General features: G+C 71.3%; 23 protein-coding genes. 14 read left to right on the top strand and 9 right to left on the bottom strand.

Features of this window, described 5'->3' with window-relative positions; all coding sequences use genetic code 11:
- The first annotated feature begins 30 nt into the window (after positions 1–30).
- Positions 31–1,077: a zinc-binding dehydrogenase gene (locus tag ACIP94_RS10915; RefSeq protein ID WP_402422648.1), complete on the top strand. Its 1,047-nt coding sequence runs from the start codon at positions 31–33 to the stop codon at positions 1,075–1,077.
- A gap of 274 nt (positions 1,078–1,351) precedes the next feature.
- On the opposite strand, the gene ACIP94_RS10910 is transcribed toward ACIP94_RS10915, so the two are convergent.
- Positions 1,352–1,981 carry a TetR/AcrR family transcriptional regulator gene (locus ACIP94_RS10910; RefSeq protein WP_402422645.1) on the bottom strand — a complete coding sequence of 210 codons (630 nt, stop codon included), beginning with the start codon at positions 1,979–1,981 and terminating at the stop codon, positions 1,352–1,354.
- Between the two features lie 137 nt (positions 1,982–2,118).
- On the opposite strand from ACIP94_RS10910, the gene ACIP94_RS10905 reads away from it, so the two are divergent.
- From ACIP94_RS10905 to ACIP94_RS10875, 7 genes are all read left to right on the top strand, one after another.
- Positions 2,119–3,264 (top strand): VOC family protein, encoded by a 1,146-nt coding sequence (locus ACIP94_RS10905; protein ID WP_402422642.1) that lies wholly within the window; start codon positions 2,119–2,121, stop codon positions 3,262–3,264.
- A complete protein-coding gene (locus tag ACIP94_RS10900) occupies positions 3,261–4,199 on the top strand; it encodes a fumarylacetoacetate hydrolase family protein (protein WP_402422639.1) in 939 nt (312 codons plus the stop codon). Before ACIP94_RS10905 ends, ACIP94_RS10900 begins: the two co-directional genes overlap by 4 nt.
- Positions 4,196–5,821, top strand: coding sequence for a bifunctional 3-(3-hydroxy-phenyl)propionate/3-hydroxycinnamic acid hydroxylase (locus tag ACIP94_RS10895; protein WP_402422636.1), 1,626 nt, complete (start codon positions 4,196–4,198; stop codon positions 5,819–5,821). Before ACIP94_RS10900 ends, ACIP94_RS10895 begins: the two co-directional genes overlap by 4 nt.
- A 15-nt stretch (positions 5,822–5,836) precedes the next feature.
- The gene (locus ACIP94_RS10890; protein ID WP_402422633.1) at positions 5,837–7,855 is read left to right on the top strand and encodes an acetoacetate--CoA ligase; all 2,019 of its coding nucleotides are present in this window, start codon (positions 5,837–5,839) and stop codon (positions 7,853–7,855) included.
- A 1,017-nt stretch (positions 7,856–8,872) separates the two neighbouring features.
- Positions 8,873–9,283 carry a hypothetical protein gene (locus tag ACIP94_RS10885; RefSeq protein WP_402422630.1) on the top strand — a complete coding sequence of 137 codons (411 nt, stop codon included), beginning with the start codon at positions 8,873–8,875 and terminating at the stop codon, positions 9,281–9,283.
- Positions 9,284–9,548: 265 nt separating this feature from the next.
- Entirely contained in the window at positions 9,549–9,971 is a 423-nt protein-coding gene (locus ACIP94_RS10880) for an SsgA family sporulation/cell division regulator (RefSeq protein WP_402422628.1), read from the top strand.
- A gap of 99 nt (positions 9,972–10,070) precedes the next feature.
- Complete coding sequence (locus ACIP94_RS10875) at positions 10,071–10,778, top strand: hypothetical protein (protein WP_402422626.1); 708 nt, start codon at positions 10,071–10,073, stop codon at positions 10,776–10,778.
- A gap of 318 nt (positions 10,779–11,096) precedes the next feature.
- Here the strand turns inward: ACIP94_RS10875 and ACIP94_RS10870 are convergent, their stop codons facing one another.
- Positions 11,097–11,462, bottom strand: coding sequence for an MmcQ/YjbR family DNA-binding protein (locus tag ACIP94_RS10870; protein WP_402422623.1), 366 nt, complete (start codon positions 11,460–11,462; stop codon positions 11,097–11,099).
- 379 nt (positions 11,463–11,841) lie between these two features.
- Here ACIP94_RS10870 and ACIP94_RS10865 point away from each other — a divergent pair, with 379 nt between their 5' ends.
- The 3 genes from ACIP94_RS10865 to ACIP94_RS10855 all read left to right on the top strand — a co-directional run bounded on the left by ACIP94_RS10865 (position 11,842) and on the right by ACIP94_RS10855 (position 14,822).
- Complete coding sequence (locus ACIP94_RS10865; RefSeq protein WP_402423067.1) at positions 11,842–13,320, top strand: DUF2252 domain-containing protein; 1,479 nt, start codon at positions 11,842–11,844, stop codon at positions 13,318–13,320.
- 156 nt (positions 13,321–13,476) lie between these two features.
- Positions 13,477–14,406, top strand: coding sequence for a J domain-containing protein (locus ACIP94_RS10860; RefSeq protein ID WP_402422620.1), 930 nt, complete (start codon positions 13,477–13,479; stop codon positions 14,404–14,406).
- An 86-nt stretch (positions 14,407–14,492) separates the two neighbouring features.
- Positions 14,493–14,822 (top strand): rhodanese-like domain-containing protein, encoded by a 330-nt coding sequence (locus ACIP94_RS10855; RefSeq protein ID WP_402423064.1) that lies wholly within the window; start codon positions 14,493–14,495, stop codon positions 14,820–14,822.
- Between the two features lie 38 nt (positions 14,823–14,860).
- On the opposite strand, the gene ACIP94_RS10850 is transcribed toward ACIP94_RS10855, so the two are convergent.
- From ACIP94_RS10850 to paaA, 6 genes are all read right to left on the bottom strand, one after another.
- Positions 14,861–16,000, bottom strand: a complete 1,140-nt coding sequence (locus ACIP94_RS10850; protein WP_402422617.1) for an acyl-CoA dehydrogenase family protein — start codon at positions 15,998–16,000, stop codon at positions 14,861–14,863.
- A gap of 125 nt (positions 16,001–16,125) precedes the next feature.
- Entirely contained in the window at positions 16,126–17,190 is a 1,065-nt protein-coding gene (locus ACIP94_RS10845; protein WP_402422614.1) for a 2Fe-2S iron-sulfur cluster-binding protein, read from the bottom strand.
- Positions 17,190–17,750, bottom strand: a complete 561-nt coding sequence (gene paaD / locus ACIP94_RS10840) for a 1,2-phenylacetyl-CoA epoxidase subunit PaaD (RefSeq protein ID WP_402422611.1) — start codon at positions 17,748–17,750, stop codon at positions 17,190–17,192. The genes ACIP94_RS10845 and paaD overlap by 1 nt, the downstream gene beginning before the upstream one ends.
- On the bottom strand, positions 17,744–18,463 hold the full coding sequence (gene paaC, locus ACIP94_RS10835) for a 1,2-phenylacetyl-CoA epoxidase subunit PaaC (protein WP_402422608.1): 720 nt from the start codon (positions 18,461–18,463) through the stop codon (positions 17,744–17,746). Before paaC ends, paaD begins: the two co-directional genes overlap by 7 nt.
- Complete coding sequence (gene paaB / locus ACIP94_RS10830; RefSeq protein WP_365158191.1) at positions 18,460–18,747, bottom strand: 1,2-phenylacetyl-CoA epoxidase subunit PaaB; 288 nt, start codon at positions 18,745–18,747, stop codon at positions 18,460–18,462. Before paaB ends, paaC begins: the two co-directional genes overlap by 4 nt.
- Before the next feature lie 2 nt (positions 18,748–18,749).
- Positions 18,750–19,802 (bottom strand): 1,2-phenylacetyl-CoA epoxidase subunit PaaA, encoded by a 1,053-nt coding sequence (gene paaA, locus ACIP94_RS10825; RefSeq protein WP_402422604.1) that lies wholly within the window; start codon positions 19,800–19,802, stop codon positions 18,750–18,752.
- Between the two features lie 294 nt (positions 19,803–20,096).
- Here paaA and ACIP94_RS10820 point away from each other — a divergent pair, with 294 nt between their 5' ends.
- From ACIP94_RS10820 to ACIP94_RS10810, 3 genes are all read left to right on the top strand, one after another.
- Positions 20,097–20,984: a DUF5819 family protein gene (locus ACIP94_RS10820; RefSeq protein WP_402422601.1), complete on the top strand. Its 888-nt coding sequence runs from the start codon at positions 20,097–20,099 to the stop codon at positions 20,982–20,984.
- Positions 20,981–22,204, top strand: a complete 1,224-nt coding sequence (locus tag ACIP94_RS10815) for an HTTM domain-containing protein (protein ID WP_402422598.1) — start codon at positions 20,981–20,983, stop codon at positions 22,202–22,204. The genes ACIP94_RS10820 and ACIP94_RS10815 overlap by 4 nt, the downstream gene beginning before the upstream one ends.
- 108 nt (positions 22,205–22,312) lie before the next feature.
- The gene (locus tag ACIP94_RS10810; RefSeq protein ID WP_402422595.1) at positions 22,313–23,083 is read left to right on the top strand and encodes a TrmH family RNA methyltransferase; all 771 of its coding nucleotides are present in this window, start codon (positions 22,313–22,315) and stop codon (positions 23,081–23,083) included.
- Between the two features lie 7 nt (positions 23,084–23,090).
- On the opposite strand, the gene paaN is transcribed toward ACIP94_RS10810, so the two are convergent.
- The gene (gene paaN / locus ACIP94_RS10805; protein WP_402422592.1) at positions 23,091–24,782 is read right to left on the bottom strand and encodes a phenylacetic acid degradation protein PaaN; all 1,692 of its coding nucleotides are present in this window, start codon (positions 24,780–24,782) and stop codon (positions 23,091–23,093) included.
- Positions 24,783–24,890 lie beyond the last annotated feature (108 nt).

Genomic DNA, 24,890 nt, shown 5'->3' with positions numbered 1-24,890 from the left:
GGGAGAGCCATTCACAGAAAGCAGGTACTCATGGACACCATGCTCGCCGGACGCTTCCACCTGGACAGCAAGAAGTTCGTCGTGGAGGAGGCCCCGGTCCCCGTACCCGGCCCGGGCGAGGTCCTCATCGAGGTCAAGGCCGCCGGCGTCTGCCTCTCCGACGTCCACCTGATCGACGGCTCCCTCGTCCCGCTGTTCGCCACCTCCGACGTGGTCACCGTGGGCCACGAGGTATCCGGTGTGATCCACACGCTCGGCCCCGACCTCAAGCGCGGCCTGACCGTCGGCACCCGCGTCACCCTGGAGGCCGGCAAGACCTGCGGCCGGTGCGCCGGCTGCGTGCGCCGCCGCCCCTGCGTCCAGATGCTCACCGCCGGCATCGACTACGACGGCGGTTGGGCCCAGTACACCCTCGCCCGCGAGGACACCCTCATCCCCATCCCCGACAGCCTGCCCTTCGACCAGGCCGCGATCATCCCCGACGCGGTCTCGACCCCCTACGCCGCCGTCGTCGCCACCGCGGGCGTCCGTCCCGCCCAGTCCGTGGGCGTATGGGGCGTGGGCGGAGTGGGCGCGCACAACGTGCGCCTCGCCCGCATGGTCGGCGCCGCGCCGATCATCGCCGTCGACCCGCTGCCCAGCGCCCGCGAGCGCGCCCTCGCCTTCGGCGCGGACGTCGCCCTGGACCCGGCCGCCCCCGACTTCGCCGACCAGGTACGCGCGGCCACCGGCGGACGCGGCCTGGACTTCGCCTTCGACTGCGCCGGCGTACCAGCCGTCCGCGAGCAGGCCGCCTCCGTGCTCGGCCTGGGCGGCTCCCTGATCCTGGTGGGCATCACGCCCAAGCCGCTCACCATCACCGAGGGCCTGACCTTCAACTACCTGGGCAAGCAGGTGCGCGGCCACTATGGCGGCACTTCCGAGTCCGTCTCCGAGCTGGTGCAGCTGGCGTCCCACGGCCGTCTCGACCTGGCCCCCTCCATCACCGACCACCTCCCGCTGGCCGACGCGGCCGTGGCGCTGCACCGCCTGGAGAGCAAGATCGGCGACCCGATCCGCCTCATCCTCGTCCCCTGACACCTGTTCAGCAGGACATCAAAGCCACCTCGGGCAGGGGTGAGTGGGCGCCGGTGCTTGAGGGAGCACCGGCGCCCACGGTTTTTCGCTCCTCGGCTCCGCGAAGCCCGCCCGAACCCGGCGGTCTGCCCGCCCGAACCCGGCGGTCTGCATCGCCGCCGCCGAGCAGGAAAGCCTGCGGATGCTGACCCTTCTGTCGAGGCAGACCACCGCAGCCTGTTTTCCCGAGTGAACTCCGTGCATGGCCAGGTCGGCCGCGCTGTCGCGCGTCAGGTCAGTCGGGCAGGGGGCGCCGGGTGACCTCGCGGGCCTCGTCCGCGGGGATGCCCAGCATGCGCAGGACCATCTCGGCCAGGTCGGAGGCGGCATGGTCGCCGTCGAGGTCGGGGCGGGACAGCCGGAGCGCCACCAGGGAGAGCAGGGTCCCGCCCATGGCGGACAGGGCCGTGGTCGGGTCGGTGGAGGTGAAGCGGCCCGAGGTGATGCCGCGCTTCAGGTCGCGGAGGGCTCGTGGGGACAGGCCGCGTTCGGAGTGAATGTGGGCCAGACCGCGATCTCGCAGGATCCGCATGAGCTCGGGGTGCGTTTCGGCCATCCGGGCGGTGAGCCGGAAGCCCGCCGCGACGAGCTCGGCGGGGTCCTCGATCCCCTGGACGCGCTCGTCGATGACCTGGCCGAACTCCTCCAGGGCATCCGTCACCGCGGCGTCGAACAGCTCCGTCTTCGACGCGAAGTGGTTGTAGAAGGAGCCGAAGCCCACATCCGCGCGCTCGGCGATCGCCTGGATGCTGGCACTGGTGTCCCCGGTCTCCGCGAGGATCTGCCGGGCCGCACGGATGAGCGCCTGACGGGTTTCGGCGCGGCGCCGCTCGAAGCGGTTCTTGGGCGGGGCTGACGTCGGCATACGGCGAGTGTAACAACCGGCGCGATGATCCCCGCATGAATGATGATTCCCTCAATTTAATGCGCTGACTCTATTGACGATGAGCAACGGCAAAGTTGATGATTTCCTCATTACGGCAGTGTTGCTTGGAGGACACCATGTCCCACACCCCCGTTAACAGGGACGATCTCCAGACGCCCCACCAAGATCTCCACAGCGAGCTGGGTGCCCTGCGTGGCGAGCACCCCGGACGCGCGCGCAACCCCGTCATCAAGGTGGCTGACCTGGCATGGCTGGAGTTCGAGAAGCCGGACCTGGACCGGGCCGAGGTGTTCGCACGTGACTTCGGATTCGCGATCGCCGCCCGCACCGAGCGGGAACTGTGGCTGCGCGGCACGTTCGCCGGCTCACCCTGCATGGTCATCCGAAGGGGGCAGGCGTCCCGCTTCACCGGGCCGGCGTTCCGCGCGGCCGAACGGGCCGATCTCGACCGGCTCGCCCGCGCCACCGGGAGTGCCGTCCGGGACATCGACGTACCCGGTGGCGGACGGTCGGTCGCCCTGCTCGATCCCTCGGGCTTCCCCGTCCGGGTCGTGCACTGCGCCGAAGAGCTGCCCCCGCTGTCCGAGCAGCGGCCGCTGATCCTCAACACCGGCACCGAACCCCGCCGCACGAACGCCGCCCAGCGACCGCCTCGCGAGCCGTCGCGTATCCAGCGGCTCGGGCACGTGGTGCTGGAGACCCGTGTGTTCCTGCGTGCCCTGAACTGGTACCTGGACACCCTTGGGATGATCGTCAGCGACTTCCTGTTCCTGGACGGGCAGCGCGGCCGCGGGCCGACGATGGCGTTCATCCGCTGCGACCAGGGCCCCACGGCCGTGGACCACCACACACTGGCCCTGCACCTGGGGCCCGGAACCGGTTATGTCCACTCCGCCTACCAGGTCACCGACCTCGACGCGATCGCCGTCGGCGGGGAGTACCTGGCCGAACGCGGCTACCAGCGCAGCTGGGGGATCGGCCGGCACATCCAGGGCAGCCAGCTCTTCGACTACTGGCGCGACCCCGACCGCTTCATGCTGGAGCACTTCGCCGACGGCGACCTGTTCTCCTGCGACGTCGAGCCCGGCTGGGCGCCCATGTCGGCGAGCGGCCTGGCCCAGTGGGGCCCTCCGGTCACCCGCGACTTCCTGGGCACCCACCCGTCCCCTGCCAAGCTCCGCGAGGTCATGACGGCCCTGCGCGGCGACAACGAACTCGACCCCGCACGCCTGCTGGGCCTGATGAAAGCGATGAGCTCATGAGCACCAATGTTCTGCGCACTGCGGACGGCTGGTGGGTCGTACGCGGCGAGCGCGCCGTCCGTGTCGAGACCAAAGCCGTCACCACCGCCGAGCTGCTCGCCGACCGGGACGCGGTCCGCGAGGCCGCCGCCTCCGCCGAGAGCGGCACGCCCGTCGCCGACCTGGTTGCCCTGCCGCCGGTCACCACCCCCTGCCGGGTGGTCGCCCAGATGGTCAACTACCACAGCCACGCCCGCGATTCGGGTTTCCGTGGCGAGATCCCGCCCACCTTCTTCCGTAAGGCGTCCGGCTCGATCAGCGGCCCGAACGAGGAGATCGTCCGCCCCGCGCATGTGAAGTTCCTCGACTACGAGGTGGAACTCGGCCTCGTCATGGGCGCCCCCCTGCCGGTGGGCACCGTCGTGGAGGAGCGGGACCTGCCGCGTTACGTCGCCGGGCTGGTCCTCACCAACGACGTCAGCGCCCGCGACGTCCAGTTGACCAAGACCCAGTTCTACGAGAGCAAGTCCTACCCGACCTTCACGCCGGCGGGGCCCCACCTGGCCCTGCTGGATCCCGAGGACTTCGCCCATCTGCTCGACCTGCGGCTGCGGCTCTCGGTCAACGGCGTGACGCGCCAGGACCGCACGCTCGCCGACATGATCGTACGGCCCGCGCAGGCGCTCACCCTGCTCGCGCGCTTCCAGACGCTCGACCCGGGCGACCTGCTGTTGACCGGCACGCCCGGCGGCACGGCTCTCAAGGCCCCGCCCAAGCCGGTCGAGAAGATCAGTGCACTGCTGCCGCCCGCGGTGAAGTGGAAGGCGTTCTTCAAGGGCCAGGCCAAGAACCCTCGTTACCTGCGCGACGGCGATCTGATCACCGCCACGATCGCCACCCCGGACGGGCGGATCGACCTGGGCGAGCAGCGGACCGCCGTGACGGACGCGCCATGAAGACCGCCTTCCGGATACCGGTGGTGATCGTCGGTGCGGGGCCCGTCGGAGTCACCGCCGCCCTCCTGCTCGCCCGGCACGGAGTGCGCAGTCTGCTCCTCGAACGCCACCGTGACATCTACCCGCTGCCGCGCGCCGTCGTCGTGGACGACGAGGTCCGCCGGATCCTGCAGAGCGTCGACGTCCACGAGGAGTTCGCCGCCATCGCCCGCCCGGCGCGCGGGCTGCGCCTGCTGGACGCCCGCCACCGCGTGATCACCGAGTTCCCGCGCTCCCCGCACGGACACCACGGCTTCCCGCAGACCAGCATGTTCGACCAGCCCGAGCTGGAACGCCTGCTGCGCGAGGCCTTGGCGCGCCGACCGGAGTGCGAGCTGCGGGGCGGGGTGGAGGTCGTGTCCGTCACCCGGTCCGTCCCCCGGGACACCGGCGCACCGGACGGTCCGACGGGTCCGGTCCGGGTGACCTTCCGCCGCGACGGCGGTGGCGAGGAGGAGCACGTGTGGGCCGACGCCGTCCTCGGCTGCGACGGCGCGGGCAGCGTCACCCGCGACGCCATCGGCGCCGTATGGGAGGACCTGCACTTCGAGGAGAGCTGGCGGGTCATCGACGTGCGCACCAGCCGCCGGGTGCGCACCTGGGAAGGCGCCGAGCAGATCTGCTGCCCCACCCGGCCGGCCACCTTCATGCGCGTCGGCGAGGACCGCTACCGCTGGGAGTTCCGGCTGGCCCACGACGAGCCCCTGGACGGCCCTGACGGGTGGGCGCGCCTGCGCGAGCTGGTCGCCCCCTGGGTGGACCTGCCGCCGGATGTCCCGCCGGGCGGCGACTTCGAGGTCATCCGGCAGGCGCAGTACACCTTCCGGGCCCGCGTCGCCGACCGGTGGCGCCGAGGGCGCGTCTTCCTGCTGGGCGACGCCGCCCACCTCACCCCGCCCTTCATCGGGCAGGGCCTGTGCACGGGGTTGCGGGATGCCCGCAACCTCACCTGGAAACTCGCCCGCGTCCTTCGACAGGGTGCACACGACCGGCTTCTGGACACCTACGAACTCGAGCGCAAGCCGCACGCCCGCCATGTGATCCGCGTGGCGGTCGCCGTCGGCTGGGCCATGACCGGTGGACAGGACCGCGGTGCGGCGTTGCGCCGGGCCGTCGTGGGGGCGGCCTGTCGCATCCCCGGCGTGACCGCGGCGGTGAGCCGTGACCTGAGCCCCGCACTGACCGCCGGCCCACTGGTACGGTGCCGCCCCCGGCTGACCGGCCGCGTGCTGGCCGGCACCTTCTGCCCGCAGCCCTGGGTTCAGCGCGACGGCAGGCGAGTGCGCCTCGATGACGTCCTCGGAAACTCGTTCGCCGTCCTGACCGCTGTGCCGCCCACCCCGCCGATGACGGCCGTGGCCACGGCACTGGGCGCGCCCATGGTCCAGGTCGACGACCTCGGCGACGACGGCCGCCTGGCCGCCTGGCTGGCGAGCGGCCGGGCCGAGGCCGTCCTGCTGCGCCCCGACCGCGTCGTGATGGACACCGTCCCCGTCGGCACGGGCGACTTCACGGACACCGCCGCCTGGGCTCCCCTGGTGCACACGGCCCGCCGCACCGCCGATGCCCGCCCCGGCCCCTGACGAGGAGCACCCACCATGACCGACCCGCACGCCGCGCCGTACCCGGAACCCTTCTTCACCCCCGACCCCCACGTGGCCGCTCGCAGCCGCATGGCGGACTTCGCCGGGTGGGCCGCCCGGCACCACGGCGTCGAAGGCGCCCACGACCCCACCGACTACCAGGCTCTGTACCGCTGGTCCGCCACCGATCTGGAAGGGTTCTGGGAGGCGGTGTGGGCATACTTCGCCATCGACGCGACGACCGAGTACGAGCGCGTGCTGGCCGAGGAGACCATGCCCGGCGCCCGCTGGTTCCCCGGCGCCACCCTCAACTACGTCCACCACGCGCTGCGTCACGTGCCCCCGGACGCTCCCGCGATCACCGCGCTGGACGAGACCGGAGCCGGCTACGAGATCACGGGCCGGCAACTGCGCGCCCAGGTCGCCTCCGTCGCGGCCTCCCTGCGCGACCTGGGCGTCGGACAGGGCGACCGGGTGGTGGGCTACCTGCCCAACACCCCCCACGCCGTCATCGCCTTCCTCGCCACCGCCAGCCTGGGCGCGGTGTGGTCGGTGTGCGGCCAGGACTACGCGCCCAAGGCCGCCGCCGACCGCTTCGCCCAGCTCGAACCCACGGTCCTCATCACCGCGGACGGCTACCTCTTCAACGGCACCACCCACGACCGCCGCGCCGCCTCGCTCGAACTGGCCGACGCCCTGCCCACGTTGAAGGCCACGGTGCTCGTGGATCACCTCGGCCTCGCGTGGCCCGAGACCCGGCACGCGGGACTGAGGATTCCCTGGGAGGACGCGGCCACCCGTACCGAGTACCTCACCGTCACCCCGGTGCCCTTCGGCCACCCGCTGTGGATCGTCTTCTCCTCCGGCACCACCGGCGTGCCCAAAGGCATCGTCCACGGGCACGGCGGCGTCCTGCTGGAGCATCTCAAGATCCTGGGCCTGCACTGCGACCTGGGCGCCGGGGACCGCCTGCTGTGGTACACCACCACCCACTGGATGATGTGGAACCTGGTCGTCTCCACCCTGCTGACCGGTGCCACCACCTGCACCTACGACGGCAGCCCCGCGCCGCGTGCGCGCCCGGACATCCTGTGGGAGCTGGCGGCCCGCCACAAGGTCACCGTCTTCGGCACCAGCCCCCAGTACCTGCTGGCCATGGCCAAGCTCGGCGTCGAACCCACCGTGCATGACCTGTCGGCCATCCGCGTCATCGGCTCCACCGGCTCCGCTCTGCCCGCCTCCGCCTACCCATGGGTCCGCGACCACGTGGCCGCAGGTATCCAACTGGCCTCCACCAGCGGCGGCACGGACGTCGTCTCCGGCTTCGCCGGCAGCGCCCCCACGACGCCGGTGTGGGCGGGGGAGCTGTCCGCCCCCAACCTCGGCGTGGCGCTGGCCGCCTACGACGGCGCGGGACGGCCGGTCGTCGACCAGGTCGGCGAGCTGGTCGTCACCCGGCCCATGCCGTCCATGCCGCTGTACTTCTGGAACGACCCCGACGGCAGCCGCTACCGCGACGCCTACTTCGCCGCCTACCCCGGCGTGTGGCGGCACGGCGACTGGATCACCCTCACCTCCCACGGCTCGGTGATCGTCCACGGCCGCTCCGACGCCACCCTCAACCGCAACGGCGTGCGCCTGGGCAGCGCCGACATCCACGACATCGTCGAACGCCTCCCCGAGATCACCGAGGCCCTCGTCATCGGCGCGGAGGAACCCGACGGCGGCTACTGGATGCCGCTCTTCGTCGTCCTCGCCGACGGGGCCGGTCTGGACGATGCCCTGCGTGACCGGATCCGCGACGCCATCCGCGTCGGCGCCTCGCCCCGCCACGTCCCCGACGAGATCCTCGCCGTGCCGGCCATCCCGCATACGAAGACCGGCAAGAAACTCGAGGTCCCCGTCAAGCGCCTGCTCCAGGGCGCCCCTGCCGAGCAGGTCCTCAACCCCGCAGCGGTCGACGCCCCCGAACTGGTCCCCTATTTCGCCCGGTTGGGCGCGGAGCGGCGCACGCGCTCAACACGCCACGCATGACCGTCACCCAAGGATCCACAGGCCCAGCGGGGCGGCGCACGCGGTCAACACGCCACGTATGACACGCCGGGACGCAGGGGCCGGGTCGAGTCGGCCCCTGCGTCACGGCCGGCCGCACCGGTCCGTAGATGCGCTGCTTGCGGGTGCGGGTGCGGGTGCGGGTGCGGGTGCGGGTGCGGATGTCGGTGCGGATGCCGGGTGCCGGGTGCCGGTGCAGGTGCCGGGTGCAGGTGCAGGTGTCGTGGTCGTGCACGTGGGCCGGCGCGACGCGCTGCCCCGGTCCGTCTCCGTGGTGGTGTGCACGCTCTGATCGCCTGCCATCTCGTATTTCTGGCGGACGGCAGGTCCTGATCCGTCCCGAGCGTTGTCGGCGGCCGCTCTGCGCCCAGGGCCCCGCCTGCCCGCGATTGATGCGAGCAGGCGGGGTCTTCGCTTACGCCCGAACCGCCACCGCCCGGAACGCCGGGCCGTCCTTGGATACAGAGATGTCCGCCTCCCCCCGTCAGGCTGTGCGCCCTCCCGCGAGCCGCGGAGGGGGCCGCCTGTATCGCAGCCGAACATTCTTCGCATTCGCCAAGAAGTGATGTCCGTCGACCCTGTGACGCGCCTCGGTGTCCGGTGGCGGCCGCTTCGGGCAGCGCGCGGGTCTTGGCCGCGCGACCCGGTTCGCAGGGCGGAGATCGGGCTTTCGGTGCCACGTCTGTGCTCCGGCTCCGCATCACCATCATCACGAGTGACAAGCGGGCGTATCCAGCGCTGACACGACCGCTCGACGTTCCATACAACGTATGGTACTACTGGAAGGGCAGTTCCGTACGACGTATGGAACTTTGGGGCGTCATCGCGCCGGAAGCCTCTCTCGTGCCTCTCTCGTGCCCGACCGGTGCGGTGCAGGGCCGACCGGTGCTCCCAAGGAGAGCGGCCCACGCCGCCGCGCCCGAACAGCGTTACGCAAATCGCATCAGTGAACTGAGTACCCGTTGCGCGGGCGGGTTGCTCTGAGTCGAAGGAGAGAACATGAGGAACCCCACGAAGCGCATGAGTGTCGCCATCGCCTCCCTGGCGCTGGCCGGCGGAGCCGTTCTCGGCGCCGGCGGTACCGCGTCGGCCGCGCCGTCGACGCCCGGGCACGTCCAGCGCGTCGCCGCCGGTGTGGAGGCCAACCGCGACCGCTGGGGCGGCCATCACGACTACGGCTGGAACCGTGACGACCACCGCTGCGGGCGTGACCGCGACCATCGTTGGGGTCGCGACGACGACTACGGCTGGGGCGGCCGTCACGACTGCCGCTGGGATCGACGCAACGACTGCCGCTGTGACCACGGCATCAGCTACCTGTGGGACGGCCGCCACGGCTGGCGTCACGACGGGACGAGCCACTACAGGGTGAGCCACTACAACCATGAACGGCACGGCACCGATCGCTGACCCGAAGGCCGCATTCGCCCGGCAACCGAGCTCGGCCGCATCCCGGTGATGCCCCGGCCGTCAGTGATGCCATCGCCCGCCTCTGCCGGCCGGGCACCCCCGCGACGGCACGAGATACAGCCTCTCCGGGCGCTCTCGTGCCGTCCGCCACCGCTCCCGTAGTACCTGCCTGTGGTACCTGTCTCTCTGCTCGCGCCTCGCTGAACCGGCGGCGGCCCTTCCGGCGGCCCTTCCCGTGCAGGTCGAGGCACCAGGAGTAACACCGATGAAGTCATTGAGAACCGTGTTCCGGGGGCTGTCTGTGCAGCTCGTCGTCTCGGATGAAATGTCCTTGCCCATGAGTTTGAGGCTGCGGTACGAGCCCAGTGATCCCTATGCTGTCCGTGCCGTGTTCAACGCTGTCGGCAGCGACGAGACGGTGGAGTGGATCATCGGACGGGATCTTCTGTTCGATGGCCTGAAAGGCCCCGTCGGCGAAGGGGACATACGTGTATGGCCCGCCGTCGAGTCTGACCGCTGCGACTTGTACATCCTTCTCACGCCGCCGGGTGGTACGGCCCTGATCAAGGCCCCGGCGCAGGAAATCAAGACGTTCCTGCGGGAAACGGAGTCGGTGGTGCCCAGAGGTACCGAACCCGCACACGTCGACGTGGACGCCCTGCTGGGGCACCTCCTCGCCGAAGGGTGAACGAGTCCCGGCCGCACTCACCGCGAGGCAGGGGCGCTCCAGGCGCCGCGTCACCGAGTCCTGTTAGCGTGCCCACCCCGAGGCTGGCACACTGAAATCGTGCTTCCGCTGATGGTCGCCGCTGCCCAGAATGCGTCCTCACCGTTTTCCGGCGCCAGCGTTGTATCGGTCTGTGCATTGGTCTTCACCGTCGCCTCCTTCTGGTGGATCAATGCCAGGCAAGGGCACCTGAAGTCGTGGGAGCCTCATTCGTTTGCCGCCATTGTTCACCCTTCCCTGGCTTGCCTGCGGCTCCCGCTCGTCCTTCACAACACCGGCGCCAAGCCGATAGTCGTGCAGGATCTGGTGCTCACGTTCCCCCACGAACCCGCCTCTCATCTACCGCTCTTGTGGAAGTCCTCACCGTCTCGTCTCGAACCCGGGCCGGGCGAGGAATTGAAGTTGCCCGCTGGATTCGCCGTGGCCGGCAGAGAGGCGAAACAACTCTTCATCGAGTTCGAGGCACCGTTTTCGGGATTCGTTGCGGAAGCCCGGGACTACACGGTCCGGATTGAGGCGAGGGTCGGCCACCGCAGGGGATGGCGCCCGCTTCTGACGTTCACCTTGAGGGCCGCCAACATCATCGATCCCGACCGGTACACCGTCTACAGCAACGCACCCCTGGAACTGACGAAAGAGGGACGGCAGAAGGCCGAAGCCGCGCTCCTGGAGCTGCTGGACGGACAGGACACGGACGCATCTGCCCGGAACAAGGGCCGGCAGCGAGAGTCTTCGAACGACGAGGGTGACGCCGGTCGGGAGCGGTAGACGGGAACCCGGTCCGAGCGCGACCCCTGCACTGTCCCAGGTGGACTCAGCCATCGATCGCGGGGACTCCCCGTCGGTCACCTTCCATCACTCTCCGCACCGCCTCACCGAGTCTCCCGAGACCAGACCCATGGCCCGCGTGCCGCAGCGACGCGACCCCCGGCCCCACCGGGCACGCATCCCGGCCATGGCCCGCCAGGATCCGGGGCAGGACCCGGACGTGACGCCGGAGGAGCTCGCGCGCGCCTCCGGCGTCGTGCGGCACCCCCTGTTCGCTCCCACCGGGCCGCTACGGCACGTGATGGCGGACCCGTTCGCTCAGGGACGGTCGAGGCGCAGGCGCACGGCCCGTGGCAGGCCCGCGACGACCAGGTCGTAGGAGTCTTCGACGAGTTCCCGGACCAGTCGGTCCGGCAGTTCGCCGTCCACCGTCACCGTGTTCCAGTGGCGCTTGTTCATATGCCATCCCGGGACGATCAGTGCCGGGTGCGCGGCGCGCAGCCGCAGCGCGTTCTCCGGGTCGCACTTCAGGTTCACGGTGAGCGGACGGGCGTCCAGGCTCGTCAGGGCGAAGGCCTTGCCCTCCACCTTGAAGACGGACAGCTCCTGGGCGGAGGGGAAGGGGAACTCCTCCACAGCCGCGCTGAAGGAAAGGCAGAAGGACCGCAACTGCTCGGGGGTCAATCCGGAATCTCCTCGTCCTCGACGTCGGGGCCCGCGGGGTCGGCCGGGGCCGAGCCGGAGTGTGAGCGCCTGGCGGGGCGTCACGTACCGTCCACGACAACACCGGCCAGACCTACCACTTCAACGACATCTCCCTGGGCGGCGGCAACGACACGGTCCACTCCACCGGCGACATCGTCGACGCGGGCAAGGGCAACGATGTCATCCCGGCGGCGCCGGCGACCAGAACCTGTCCGGCGGCGGCACGCCCGCGGTATCGACCCGGCCCAGAGCGGCCCCCGCGGGCCGGAACGGGCTCCGACCAGGTTGTCCACAACTGCCCACTTGTCCACAGCCTCTGACGCTCCCCGCCCGCCACCTGTACGGTCATTCGCAGTTGATGTTCATACAGCTGCAAGGACAGCGGACAACGGGGGAGGCGGTCGGTGTGACCGAGAACGGCGCGGTGACCGGGGCGGCGCTGCCGCTGCAGACCAGCAGGATCGCCGCGGTGCGGGGCTTCGCACGATGGCCCGCACCGAAATCACCCAAGGACGAGGGCAAGGCACTGCGCGCACGGGTACTGCGCCGGGCCCACGCCGAACTCGCGATGGACACCGACCGCCCCGACGCGGTCACCGCCGTCGAGGAGTCCAACCACGGCCGCCTCCCCGAACTCACCCCCATACGCGTCGGCAGGATGGCCGCCACCCCCTTCGCGTTCCTGCGCGGCTCCGCCGGCCTCATGGCCTACGACCTCGCCCGCACCCCGACCACAGGCATACGCGCCCAGATCTGCGGCGACGCCCACGCGGCCAACTTCGGACTCTACGGAGACGCCCGCGGCGGCCTCGTCATCGACCTGAACGACTTCGACGAGACCGTCCACGGCCCCTGGGAATGGGACCTCAAGCGCCTCGCCGCATCGCTGGTCCTCGCCGGCCGCGAAGCCGGAGCCGACGAGGACACCTGCCGGGCGGCGGCCCGGGACGCGGCAGGGGCCTACCGGCGCACGATGCGCCTGCTGGCCAGACTCCCCGTCCTGGACGCGTGGAACGCGATCGCGGACGAGGAACTGGTCTCCCACACGGACGCCCACGACCTGCTCGGCACCCTGGAGAGAGTCTCCGAGAAGGCACGCGCCAACACCAGCGGACGGTTCGCGGCCAAATCGACCGAGCCGGCCGACGGCGGCGGCCGCCGCTTCGTGGACGCACCACCGGTGCTGCGCCGCATACCGGACGCGGAGGCCGCGGCGGTCGCCGCGTCCCTGGAGCACTATCTGACGACCCTGTCCGAGGACCGGCTCCCGCTGCTCGGGCGGTACGCGGTGCACGACGTGGCGTTCCGCGTGGTAGGCACGGGCAGCGTCGGTACCCGCTCCTATGTGGTACTGCTCCTCGACCACCGCGGCGAACCGTTGGTCCTCCAGGTCAAGGAGGCCCGCCCGTCCGCCCTGCTCCCGCATCTGGCGACGGCCGGCCACCCGGTACCGGAGACGGAGCACGAGGGCCGCCGGGTCGTCCTCGGCCAGAAGCGGATGCAGGTCGTCAGTGACATCCTGCTGGGCTGGACGTCGGTCGACGGACTCCCCTACCAGGTGCGGCAGTTCCGCAACCGCAAGGGCAGCGTCGACCCCACCGCGCTGGCCGCCGACCAGATCGACGACTACGCCCGCATGACCGGAGCGCTGCTGGCCCGCGCCCACAGCCACAGCGCCGACCCCCGCCTGATCACGGGGTACTGCGGCAAGAACGAGGAGCTGGACGAGGCGATCGCCGCGTTCGCCGTGGCCTACGCGGACCGCACGGAGGCGGACCACGCGAAGCTGGTGGCGGCGGTGCGGAGTGGGCGCGTGGCGGCGGAGATGGGGGTCTGAGGGTTCTGGGGGCTTTGCAGCTTCCACAGGTTCAGAAGGGGAGGGGGAGGGAGGGGGGAGGGGGCGGGGGACCCCCGAAGACTGCGGCGACCTGCTCGAAGGCCCAGAACCCGGCGGACCCCGCAGCCGCCCTCCCCCGTGTCATACGCTGGTCCGGTGACGACGCCCGAAGCCGAGCAGAGCGAGTCTGTGTCCGCTGTCGAGGAACCGCTCGCCGAGGGCGCCGGTTCCGGGTCAGCCGTGGGGCCCGAGGCGGTGGGTGCCGCTTCCGGTGAAGCCGCGGCGACCGGCGAGGACGCCGGCGGGTCCGGTCCGCGGCCGGAGGAGCGGCTGGAGCAGGCCGTACGGGCCGCCGAGCAGGCGTTGATCGAGTACGAGATCGCCGTGGAGACCTTCCGCGTCGAGGTGGAGAACTTCTCGCGGCTGCATCACCAGAAGCTGGGCCCGATGTACGCGCGCCTCGATGAGCTGGAGGCCGAGATCGCCGAGGCGCGGGCTGCCCGAAGCGGGGATCCGGAGGACATACGGCGCGCTCACGAGGCTCGGGCCCGGGTCATGCCGATGCCGGATGTGGAGGAGCTGTTCCACGGCTGGATGGACTCCGACGGGCTGTTCCCAGAGGCCCAGGCCATGCTCACGGACCAGCCCGTGCGGCCTCCGCAGCGGGTGCGCCCCAGTGAGGAGGCCCGCAGGCTGTACCGCGAGCTGGCCCGCAGGGCGCACCCTGACCTGGCTCAGGACGAGGCCGAGCGCAAGCGGCGCGACGAGTTCATTTCCCGGGTCAACGCCGCGTACGCGCGCGGTGACGAGGCGCAGCTTCGGGAACTCTCCGAGGAGTGGGCGGCCGGCCCGGTCCCCGAGGAGCGCAGGCCTAGCCCGAGTGAGGAGCTGTACGCCCGTCTGGAGTGGCTCGCCCAGCGTAAGGACCTGCTCACGCTGGTGGCCCAAGAGCTGGAGGAGAGCGCGATCGGCTCGATGCTGCGGCTGTCTCCCGAGGACCCGGACGGTCTGCTGAATGAGATCGCCGAGCAGTTGCTGGCCCAGGTCGCGGAGAAGGAAGCCGAGCTGGCGGCCCTGCGCGGCTGATCCGCGGGTACGGCCCGGTGGAGCGGGGCCGGGGCAGGCGGGCGCTCCCGTCGGGTAGCGTCGGGGGTATGCATTTCGGAGCTGGTGTGCCCACGGTCCAGGTCGCGGATCTCAAGGACGGCGACTTCCTGCTGGACGTCCGTGAGGACGACGAGTGGCAGGTGGGTCACGCTGAGGGGGCGCTGCACATCCCGCTCAGCGAGTTCGTCGCCCGATACGGTGAGTTCACCGAGGCCGCGCCGCAGGACGGCCGGGTCCATGTGATCTGCCGCTCCGGTGGGCGTTCGGCGCAGGTCGCGATGTACCTGGCTCAGCAGGGTGTCGACGCGGTGAACGTCGAGGGCGGCATGCAGGTCTGGGCCGCCTCGGGCCGTCCCGTCATGGATGCCAAGGGCGAGCCGGGCTTCGTGCTGTAGTTCCGGTAGCCGGCTGCGGAGCGGGTTTTCTGCGCCGGTCATCCCAGGGGGTGCGCGGCCAGCAGGTCGCCCAGGGTTTCCTCGTGTGCAGCCGCGGGGCCGAGTGAGAGTTCCAGGTGCTTGGCCCAGGCGTGGTACCGGTGCAGGGGGTAGTCGGTGTCGGCGCCGAATCCTCCGTGCAGATGCTGCGCGGTCTGCACGACTCGTCGGATGCCCTCGGACGCCCAGATCTTGGCCGTCGCCACGTCGCCGGCGGCGGGCAGGGCGCCCGGTGCGCCGGAGCTGATCCGCCACGCGGCCTGCCAGAGTGTGGCCTCCATGGCGCGCAGGTCGATGTACCGGTCGGCGGCCTGTACGGCGACGGCCTGGAAGGTGGCGATGGGGTGGCCGAACTGCTCTCGCTTGCCGGTGTACCCGCTGGTCATCTGCAGTACTTTCTCGCCGAGGCCGAGGGCGAGTGCGCAGGTCCCGATGGTGAGGAGCAGCCGGAGTTCCTCCCAGGCCCCGTCGGCGGCGAGTAGATGCCCGGCGGCGATGTGTACCGAGTCCAGGCGGAGTTCGGCGAGGCGTTCTCCGGTCGTGGAGAACTGTTCGGCGAGTACGACGCCGTCGTGTGCCCGGGGGACGAGGGCGAGGACGGTGCGGCCCGAGTCGTGGGTGTGTGCCGGTAGGAGGATGAAGTCGGCGGTGTGAGCCCAGGGCACGGCCGTGTGGATTCCGTCCAGCACCCAGGTGCCGTCTGCCGTCCGGCGGGCGGCCACCGCGAGTTCGGCCGGGTCGTGGCCGGTGCGGCCGTGGGCGGCGACCGTCAGCGTCAGTTCCCCGCGGCCTGCGCGTGTGAGCAGTTCCTCCTTGGTCTCGGTGCCGGCGTGGGCCTGGACGGCGGTGGCCGCGGCCGTGTGTTCCAGCAGGGGTATGCGTGCCAGTGCCTTGGCGGACTCCCGGAGCACCAGGCAGAGCGCGATGGGGTCGAGTCCGGCGCCGTCGTACTGCGGGTCGAGCAGCAGGCTGAGCAGATCCGCGTCCGCGAGCCGTGCCCACAGCGTTCGGTCGAAGTCGTCGGCGACGGTGCCCGGGGTCAGTGCGGGGCTGGGTACTGCGTCGGGTGCGACCCCGGCGAATTGGGCCTTCGCTGCCTCGAGTGCCGCCTGCTGCTCCTCGCTGAAGGTGAAGTCCACGGCCTGTCCTCCTGGCGGCTCCGCTGATCTGACGGAGCGTCAAGATAGAACAGGTTCTATGAGAAGGGAACGCCCGGGAGCGCCGAGCGGCACGGGTCCCGGTGGTGCACCGGTGCCGGGGCCGCTCACCGGTCGAAGTCCAGCTCCACCTTCTCCGTGACCGGGTGCGACTGGCACGCCAGCACATATCCCGCGTCCGTCTCCTCCGGCTCCAGCGCGAAGTTGCGGTCCATGCGCACTTCGCCCGATACCAGGAAGGCCCGGCAGGTTCCGCACACTCCGCCCTTGCAGGCGTAGGGGGCGTCGGGCCGGTTGCGCAGGACCGTCTCCAGCAGTGATTCGCCGTCGAGGACCGGCCAGGTGCCGCCGCGCCCGTCGAGCCGGGCGGTCACCATGCTGTGTGCGGGAGCCGGTGCGGAAGGGCTGACCGCGGCGCCCGCGTCCACATGGAAGATCTCCTCGTGGATACGTGTCCGCGGCACCCGGAGCCCACGCAGCGCCCGCTCCGCCGACTGCACCAGTCCGAACGGTCCGCACAGGAACCAGCCCGCGACCTCGTCCACCGGGAGCAGCGCCGGCAGCAGCCCGGACAGCCGGTCCTCGTCGAGCCGGCCGGTCGGCAGTCCCGCCTGCTGTTCCTCCCGGGAGAGCACCGTGACCAGCTGGAACCGCTCTGGGAAGCGGTCCTTCAGGTCGGCGACCTCCTCCAGGAACATCGTGGAGGAGGATGTCCGGTCGCTGCGTATGAGGCAGAACCGGGCGCGGGGCTCCCGTGCCAGCAGGGTGGACACGATGGACAGCAGGGGGGTGATTCCGCTGCCGCCGACGATCGCCGCGTACAGTCCGGGCGCGGGCTCCAGGGTGAACCGTCCTGCCGGGGTCATCACCTCCAGCTCGTCGCCTACGGCGATCTCCTTGAGCGCGTAGGTGGAGAAGGCGCCTCCGTCGACCAGCCGGACCCCGACCCGCACAGTGCGCGGGCCCTCGTCGTCCGGTGCCGGTGCGGGGGAGCAGATCGAGTACGTGCGCCGGACTTCCGTGCCGTCGACGGTGCGGCGCAGGGCGAGGTGCTGGCCGGGTGCGTGCCGGTACTCCTCGCGCAGTGCGGGGGGCACCGCGAAGGTCAGGGCCACGGAGTCGTCGGTGAGCCGGTCGACGGCGGCCACGGGGAGCGGGTGGAACCGGGCCATCACAGCTCCTTGAAGTGGTCGAAGGGCTCACGGCAGGCGAGACAGCGGCGCAGCGCCTTGCACGCGGTGGACGAGAAGCGGCTGAGCAGCTCGGTCTCGGCGGATCCGCAGAACGGGCAGCGCACGGGTTCTCCGGGTCCGGGGGCGCTCGCGGAGTCGGCTTCCCGGGAGCCTGTGGCCGTGCGGGTGGGGCCGAGCTCCAGGGGCACGGGCCCGGACGCCGGCAGGGGGCGGGGCGGCGCTATCCCGAACTCCCGTAGCTTGCGGCGGCCTTCGTCGGAGATGTCGTCCGTGGACCAGGCGGGGGTGAGCACCGTGCGCACCACGACGTGGGGTACGCCGTGCTCATGGAGGACGCGCTCTATGTCCAGGGCCATCGCCTCGATCGCGGGGCATCCCGTGTAGGTCGGGGTGAGTTGGACCTCCACCGCGTCGGGGCCGTGCACGTGGACGGCTCGCAGGACGCCCAGCTCCTCCAGCGTGAGCACGGGCAGCTCGGGGTCGGGGACCGAGCCGGCGAGCCGGCGCAGTTCCTCTTCGAGGGCTGTGGCCGTCACCATGACGCCCCCGGGTGGCTGCGGTGCAGATGCTGCATTTCGGCGAGCATCCGTCCGAAGGGTTCGGTGTGCAGGCCCTGCCGGCCGGCGCCCGCGGTCCATGCCCCGGACTGGGGTCCTTCGGGCATGTTCAGGGTGGCGCGGCGCAGGACGTCACCGATCGAGTCGAGCCAGGCCGTCCTGATCCCCGGCCAGTCGATGTCCAGGCCTTCGACGGGCTGGAACATCTCGCCGGTGAACCGCCACAGGGCCTGGCACGCGAGCTGCATCCGCTCATGGCTGACGTCCGTGCCGTCGCCGAGACGCAGGACCCACTGTTCGGCGTGGTCCTGGTGGTAGGCGACCTCCTTGACCGCCTTGGCGGCGAGGCCGGTGAACTCGTTCTCCGTGGCGGCCAGGTGGGTGTACAGCAGCCGCTGGTAGGTGGAGAAGTAGAGCTGGCGGGTGATGGTGTGAGCGAAGTCGCCGTTGGGCTGTTCCACCAGCTGGAGGTTGCGGAAGGCGCGCTCCTCGCGGAGGTAGGCGAGCTGGTCCTCGTCGCCGGCCATGGACAGCAGCACCCGGGCTTGGCCCAGCAGGTCCAGGGCGATGTTGGCGAGCGCGACCTCCTCTTCGAGTGCGGGCGCGTGGCCCGCCCACTCTCCCAGGCGGTGTGAGAGCACCAGGGCGTCGTCGCCGAGCGCCAGGGCGGCCGTGGTGTTCCGGGTGACGGTCACAGGTGCTTCACCCCTTCCGGGATCTCGTAGAACGTGGGGTGCCGGTAGGGCTTGTCGGCGGAGGGCTCGAAGAAGGGGTCCTTCTCGTCCGGCGAGGAGGCGGTGATCGCGGCGGACGGCACGACCCAGATCGAGACGCCCTCGCCGCGCCGGGTGTACAGGTCGCGTGCGTTGCGCAGGGCCAGCTCGGCGTCGGGGGCGTGCAGGCTGCCGGCGTGGGTGTGCGAGAGCCCTCGGCGGGAGCGCACGAAGACCTCCCACAGCGGCCACTCTTCGGTCGTCATGGTCACGCCTTTCCGTTCTCGTCGGCCTTGTTCGCCGACGGTGCGCCGGCTGTCCGGGCGGCCTCGCCGGCCGCGCCCGTCCCGTTGTGCTTCGCCGCGTAGGCCGCGGCCGCGTCCCGTACCCAGGCGCCCTCGTCGTGGGCCTGCCTGCGCTGGGCCAGCCGCTGCTCGTTGCAGGGGCCGTTGCCCGAAAGGACGTCTCGGAACTCGGTCCAGTCGATGGGCCCGAAGTCGTAGTGCCCGCGCTCCTCGTTCCACGCGAGGTCCGGGTCGGGGAGGGTGAGGCCCAGCGACTGGGCCTGGGGGACGCAGATGTCCACGAAGCGCTGGCGCAGCTCGTCGTTCGAGTGCCGCTTGATCTTCCAGGCCATCGACTGGGCGGAGTGCGCCGACTCGTCGTCGGGCGGGCCGAACATCATCAGGGACGGCCACCACCAGCGGTCCACCGCGTCCTGCGCCATGGCGTGCTGCTCCGGTGTGCCCTGGCTGAGGGTCAGCAGCAGCTCGTATCCCTGGCGCTGGTGGAAGGACTCCTCCTTGCAGATACGGACCATCGCGCGTGCGTAGGGGCCGTAGGAGCAGCGGCAGAGGGGCACCTGGTTGATGATGGCGGCGCCGTCCACCAGCCAGCCGATGGCGCCGACGTCCGCCCAGGTCAGCGTGGGGTAGTTGAAGATCGAGGAGTACTTCTGGCGGCCTGTGTGGAGCTTGTCGAGCAGCTCGTCGCGGCTGGTGCCGAGCGTTTCCGCCGCGCTGTACAGATACAGGCCGTGGCCCGCTTCGTCCTGGACCTTGGCCATCAGGATCGCCTTGCGGCGCAGGGAGGGCGCGCGGGTGATCCAGTTGGCTTCCGGCTGCATGCCGATGATCTCGGAGTGCGCGTGCTGGGCGATCTGCCGGACCAGGGTGGCGCGGTAGGCGTCGGGCATCCAGTCGCGCGGCTCGATGCGCTCCTCGGCGGCGACGGCGGCGTCGAACCCGGCCTCGTAGGCCGTCGTGTCCGCCGGTGCCGTGCCGTCCGCGCGGGGCGTCCGGTGCGCTGCTGCTGTCGCCATGCGATCCCCCTCGACCACTCTCGCCCGACCGATCGTTCGGTCGTGTCGATTCAATGGTGGGACGTGGCGCCGTAGGGTGTCAACCGCTGTGGACAACCTCCGGGCAGCGGTCCGTCGCTGTGGCCGATGCGCTGTGCGGGGCAGGCGGGGCTGAGTACCGTACCCGTGCGCACACCATGGGGTGCTGCGTACGGGTGATGCGGCCGGCCCGGCCCGCGTCGGAGACGGTCGCCGGACGAAGGCCCGCGGCACGGGACGGCACCGAGGGCACGGAAGCTCGGGAGACGGGGCGGGATGGACGCGTACGACGAGGAGCCGGTCGTCGAAGCCGGGCGGGAACAGCCGGGCCCGGACGATCCGGCGTCCCCCCTGCCCGCGGGCGCCGCCCACGACGGGCCCCGGGAGCCGCGCGCCGAGGAGGCCACGGACGCGGGGGAACGCCCGGCGGAGGCCACGGACGCGGGGGAACGCCCGGCGGAGGCCGCGGGCACGCGGGAGACGGTGGGGTCCGCGCCGGACCCCGTGGCCGCGCTCACCGGCGTCGCCGCCCTCTCCCTCCGCTACCAGACAGCCGCCGCGCTGGCGCTCGCGGTCGTCGCCCTCACCGCCGGTGTGCACCTGGGCATGGTGTTCCTGCATGTCGCGCCCGCGAACGTCGTCACCAAGGAGCACGGCGAAGCGATCGACGACTGGGTGTACCCCGAGTTCGAGCAGAACTGGAAACTGTTCGCGCCCGACCCGCTGCAGCAGAACATCGACGTGCAGGTACGGGCCGAACTGCGCACCGGGGACGGCGGCCGGCGGACGACCGGCTGGTATGACCTGTCCGCGCTCGACGGCGCCGCCATCGACGGCAATCTGCTGCCGAGCCACACCCAGCAGAACGAGCTGCGCCGCGCCTGGGACTTCTACGTCGGCTCGCACGACGGCCGCAACCGTCCCGTAGGCCTGCGCGGGGCCCTGTCCGAGGACTATCTGCGCCGGGTCGTCGCGCTGCGCCTCGGCCGTGAGCACGCGGCCGGGCACGGCGAGCGTGTCGAAAGCGTCCAGGTCCGCTCCCGCACCACCAATGTGGCGCCCCCGAAGTGGAGCGGCGAGCAGGTCGGCACGGCGCCTGTGTACCGGCTGTTGCCCTGGTGGCCGCTGCCGGACGGCGAGCGGGCGGAGGCGAGCGCCCGATGAACCGGTTCACCGTGCGCGTCTCGCGCGGTATCGCCCGCGTCACCGACGCCGTCCTCGGCCCGTACCAGACCGCGATCGTCCGCATCGGCTTCGCCGCCACCTGGCTGCTGTTCCTGCTGCGCGAGCTGCCGCACCGCCAGGAGCTGTACGGTCCCGCCGGCCCCTGGAGCTGGGACCTGGCCCAACAACTGATCGCGAACAACCACGCCTTCACGGTCCTGATGTGGTCCGACAGCCAGGTGTGGTTCGAGACGGTGTACGCCCTCGCCATGCTCTCGAGCGCCCTGCTGCTGGTGGGCTGGCGCACCCGCACGATGTCGGTGCTGTTCATGGTGGGGGTGCTGTCGCTGCAGAACCGCAGCGTCTTCATGGGTGACGGCGGTGACAACGTCATCCACCTGATGGCGATCTACCTGGTGTTCACACGCTGCGGGCAGGTGTGGTCGCTGGACGAGCGGCGCGCCCGGCGGGCCGCTGCGGCCCGCGCGCGGGGTGAGGTGCCGCGGCCCGACCGGGTGGGCCCCGTCCTGTGGATCGTGATCGCTCTGGTGCTGGCCCCGGCGACGGGCGCGGGCTGGATCGCCGGTGCCTGGCTCGCCGTGTTCTGGGGGCTGTGGGCCGTGCAGGGCCTGTGGTGGTACGTCGGCCGGCGTGCCCCGCACGGGGAACCACGCATCCTGCTGGACGTCGTCGCCAACCTGGTCCACAGCGCCGCCCTGCTCGTGATCATGGCGGAGGCGTGTCTGATCTACTCGACCGCCGGCTGGTACAAGATCCAGGGGTCGCGCTGGCAGGACGGCACCGCGGTCTACTACCCGCTCCACATCGACTACTTCTCTCCCTGGCCCGCCCTGTCCGACCTGTTGTCCGCGCACGGCGTGATCGTGCTGCTGGTGACGTACGGCACGGTCGCCGCGCAGGTCGCGTTCCCCTTCACGCTGTTCAACCGGCGGGTGAAGAACGTCCTGCTGGCGATCATGATGACCGAGCACGCGGTGATCGCCGTGGTGCTCGGGCTGCCCTTCTTCTCGCTCGCGATGATCGCCGCCGACGCCGTGTTCCTGCCGACGCCCTTGCTGCGAAGGCTGGGCGGCTGGGCGGCACGCGCGCGGGGACGGCTCGCGAGGTCCGGCGCCCGGCTCCCGCTGCCCGGCCCGCGCGGGCCCCGCCCGCCCGCCGAGGAGCCGGCCGATCAGCCCCAGGCGAGCCCGGCGGTGTGAGCCGCCCGGCGGTCCGGCCCGGCGGCGCCTGCCGTACGGGCCGCGCCGGCGCGCCACCGCCCGGCCGCCCGGAAGCCGGCGGTCCGCGGCGCACGTAGGCTGCACGGCATGACGGCCCCGTACCGCAGCACCGCCGATCCGTTGGGCACCTGGCACCGGCTCGCCGGCGACCTGGTCCTGCTCGACGGCTTTCACGCGCTCAAGCACGCGGTGCGCTTCCACGCGCGCGTGCCGGTCGCCGTCACCACCGACCGGCGGGCGGCGCTCGCCCTGGCCGACGAGCTGGCGCCCGATGTGCGCGACGTGCTGGAAGCCCTGCTGACGGAGGTGCCCGAGGAGACCTACCGGGCTCTTGTGCCGCGCCCGCATCCCACCGCGGTCGCCGCCCTCGCTGTGCGCCCCGCGCGCGAGGCCCATCTGGAAGCGCTGTGGCGCACGCCCCGCACCGCCCCCGTGGTCGTCCTCGACAACCCGCGGAACCTGGGCAACGCGGGGGCGGTCATCCGGCTGGCGGCCGGGTTCGGCGCGACGGGTGTGGTGACCACCGGCACGCTCGACCCCTGGCATCCCACGGTGGTGCGGGGCGGGGCCGGACTCCACTTCGCGACCGCCGTGGAGCGGCTGTCCGCGGACGAGCTGCCGCCGGGCCCGGTTTTCGCGCTGGACCCGGAGGGCGACGACATCCGCGCTCTGAAGCTGCCGGACGACGCCGTGCTCGCGTTCGGCTCCGAGCGCACCGGCCTGTCGGCCGGAGTCCGTGCCCGCGCCGATCACCTGGTGTCCCTGCCGATGCGCCCCCAGGTCTCCAGCTACAACCTCGCCACCAGCGTGGCCATGACGCTGTACCACTGGAGCGCCACCGGGGGCGCACCCGCCTGAGCCTCCGCTATGCCTCCCGGCGGATCTCCACCACCCGGAAGCGGTTCGCCACGAACGCTCCGTCGCACAGGGACGCGTTGGCCGCCGGGTTGCCGCCCGAGCCGTGGAAGTCGGAGAAGGCGGCCGTCTGGTTGACGTACACCCCGCCGGTCAGGTTGAGCGAGAGCTGGGCGCACTCCTCCAGGCAGGCCTCCTCGACGGCCTGCTCGACCTCCTGGGAGGTGGTGTAGGCGCCGACGGTCATCGCGCCCTTGTCCCGGATGGCACGGCGCAGCAGCTCCACCGCGTCCGCCGCCGAGTCGACCGCGACGGCGAAGGAGACCGGGCCGAAGCACTCGCTCATGTAGGAAGCCTCCGCGTCCGGCTTGGCGCCGTCGAGCTTCACGATCACCGGGGTGCGCACGATGGCCTGCGGGAACTCCGGGTTGGTGATCTCCCGGGAGGCCAGGGCGACCTCGCCGAGCCCGGCCGCCGCCTCGAGGCGGGCCTTGACGTCGGGGTTCACGATGGCGCCGAGCAGCGCGTTCGCGCGCGCGTCGTCGCCCAGGAGGCCGTCGACCGAGCGCGCGAGGTCCGCGACCACCTCGTCGTACGACTTCGGCCCCTCGTCGGTGGTGATGCCCTCGCGCGGGATCAGCAGGTTCTGCGGGGTGGTGCACATCTGCCCGCTGTACAGCGACAGGGAGAACGCCAGGTTGGACAGCATCCCCTTGTAGTTGTCCGTCGACTCCACGATCACCGTGTTGACGCCGGCCTTCTCCGTGTAGACCTGCGCCTGGCGGGCGTTGGTCTCCAGCCAGTCGCCGAACGCCGTGGAGCCCGTGTAGTCGATGATCCGGACCTCCGGGCGCACCGCGAGCGTCTTTGCGATGCCCTCGCCCGGGCGTTCGGCGGCCAGCGCCACCAGGTTCGGGTCGAAGCCCGCCTCGGCGAGTACCTCGCGGGCGACCTGCACGGTGAGCGCGAGCGGAAGCACCGCGCGCGGGTGCGGCTTCACGAGGACAGCGTTGCCGGTGGCCAGGGATGCGAACAGGCCCGGGTAGCCGTTCCACGTCGGGAAGGTGTTGCAGCCGATGACCAGCGCGATGCCCCGCGGGACGGCCTGATACGTCTTGGTGAGGACCAGTGGGTCGCGCTTGCCCTGGGGCTTGGTCCACTCGGCGGTGTCGGGCGTACGGACCTGCTCCACGTACGCGTACGCCACCGCCTCAAGGCCGCGGTCCTGTGCGTGCGGGCCGCCCGCCTGGAACGCCATCATGAACGCCTGGCCGCTGGTGTGCATGACCGCGTGCGCGAACTCGTGCGTCCGGTCGCTGATGCGCTTGAGGATCTCCAGGCAGACGACCGCCCGCATCTCCGCGCCCGCGTCGCGCCAGGCCCGCAGGCCGGCGCGCATGGCGGGCAGCAGAACGTCGATGTCGGCGTGGGGGTAGGTGATCCCCAGCTCGATCCCGTACGGCGAGACCTCGTCGCCCGTCCAGTCGTCCGTGCCGGGCTGGCCGAGGTCCAGGCGGGTGCCGAGGAGGGCGTCGAAGGCGGCCTTGCCGGCCGCGGCGTCCAGGCTGCCGTGCTCCCCGTAGGCCTTTGGGTGCTCGGGGTGCGGCGACCAGTACGCGCGTGTGCGGATGGCTTCCAGCGCCTGGTCGAGCGTGGGGCGGTGCTGGGCGATCAGCTGGTGCGCGGTGAGTTCGGCGGCCATGCGGGACCAACTCCTCGTCTCAAGAGCTCTTCGTTGAGTTCATGACCTGGGCAGGAACAGGCGGACAGGGTTAGAGTAACCGAACGATCGGTCGGGACAAGGGGGCCT

It is taken from the genome of Streptomyces sp. NPDC093261, assembly GCF_044753645.1.
Taxonomy (GTDB): domain Bacteria; phylum Actinomycetota; class Actinomycetes; order Streptomycetales; family Streptomycetaceae; genus Streptomyces.
This window is presented reverse-complemented; position numbering and strand designations above follow the sequence as displayed.

Bases quoted from the DNA above. Each gene is read 5' to 3' on its own strand.
- paaA (WP_402422604.1), bottom strand. From the start codon at position 19,802: ATGGCGACAGCAGCAGCGCACCGGACGCCCCGCGCGGACGGCACGGCA.
- ACIP94_RS10900 (WP_402422639.1), top strand. From the start codon at position 3,261: ATGAGCACCAATGTTCTGCGCACTGCGGACGGCTGGTGGGTCGTACGC.
- paaB (WP_365158191.1), bottom strand. From the start codon at position 18,747: ATGACGACCGAAGAGTGGCCGCTGTGGGAGGTCTTCGTGCGCTCCCGC.
- ACIP94_RS10895 (WP_402422636.1), top strand. From the start codon at position 4,196: ATGAAGACCGCCTTCCGGATACCGGTGGTGATCGTCGGTGCGGGGCCC.
- ACIP94_RS10865 (WP_402423067.1), top strand. From the start codon at position 11,842: ATGTTCATACAGCTGCAAGGACAGCGGACAACGGGGGAGGCGGTCGGT.
- ACIP94_RS10880 (WP_402422628.1), top strand. From the start codon at position 9,549: ATGAAGTCATTGAGAACCGTGTTCCGGGGGCTGTCTGTGCAGCTCGTC.
- ACIP94_RS10845 (WP_402422614.1), bottom strand. From the start codon at position 17,190: ATGGCCCGGTTCCACCCGCTCCCCGTGGCCGCCGTCGACCGGCTCACC.
- paaN (WP_402422592.1), bottom strand. From the start codon at position 24,782: ATGGCCGCCGAACTCACCGCGCACCAGCTGATCGCCCAGCACCGCCCC.
- ACIP94_RS10815 (WP_402422598.1), top strand. From the start codon at position 20,981: ATGAACCGGTTCACCGTGCGCGTCTCGCGCGGTATCGCCCGCGTCACC.
- ACIP94_RS10890 (WP_402422633.1), top strand. From the start codon at position 5,837: ATGACCGACCCGCACGCCGCGCCGTACCCGGAACCCTTCTTCACCCCC.
- ACIP94_RS10885 (WP_402422630.1), top strand. From the start codon at position 8,873: ATGAGGAACCCCACGAAGCGCATGAGTGTCGCCATCGCCTCCCTGGCG.
- ACIP94_RS10810 (WP_402422595.1), top strand. From the start codon at position 22,313: ATGACGGCCCCGTACCGCAGCACCGCCGATCCGTTGGGCACCTGGCAC.
- paaD (WP_402422611.1), bottom strand. From the start codon at position 17,750: ATGGTGACGGCCACAGCCCTCGAAGAGGAACTGCGCCGGCTCGCCGGC.
- ACIP94_RS10915 (WP_402422648.1), top strand. From the start codon at position 31: ATGGACACCATGCTCGCCGGACGCTTCCACCTGGACAGCAAGAAGTTC.
- ACIP94_RS10820 (WP_402422601.1), top strand. From the start codon at position 20,097: ATGGACGCGTACGACGAGGAGCCGGTCGTCGAAGCCGGGCGGGAACAG.
- ACIP94_RS10905 (WP_402422642.1), top strand. From the start codon at position 2,119: ATGTCCCACACCCCCGTTAACAGGGACGATCTCCAGACGCCCCACCAA.
- ACIP94_RS10910 (WP_402422645.1), bottom strand. From the start codon at position 1,981: ATGCCGACGTCAGCCCCGCCCAAGAACCGCTTCGAGCGGCGCCGCGCC.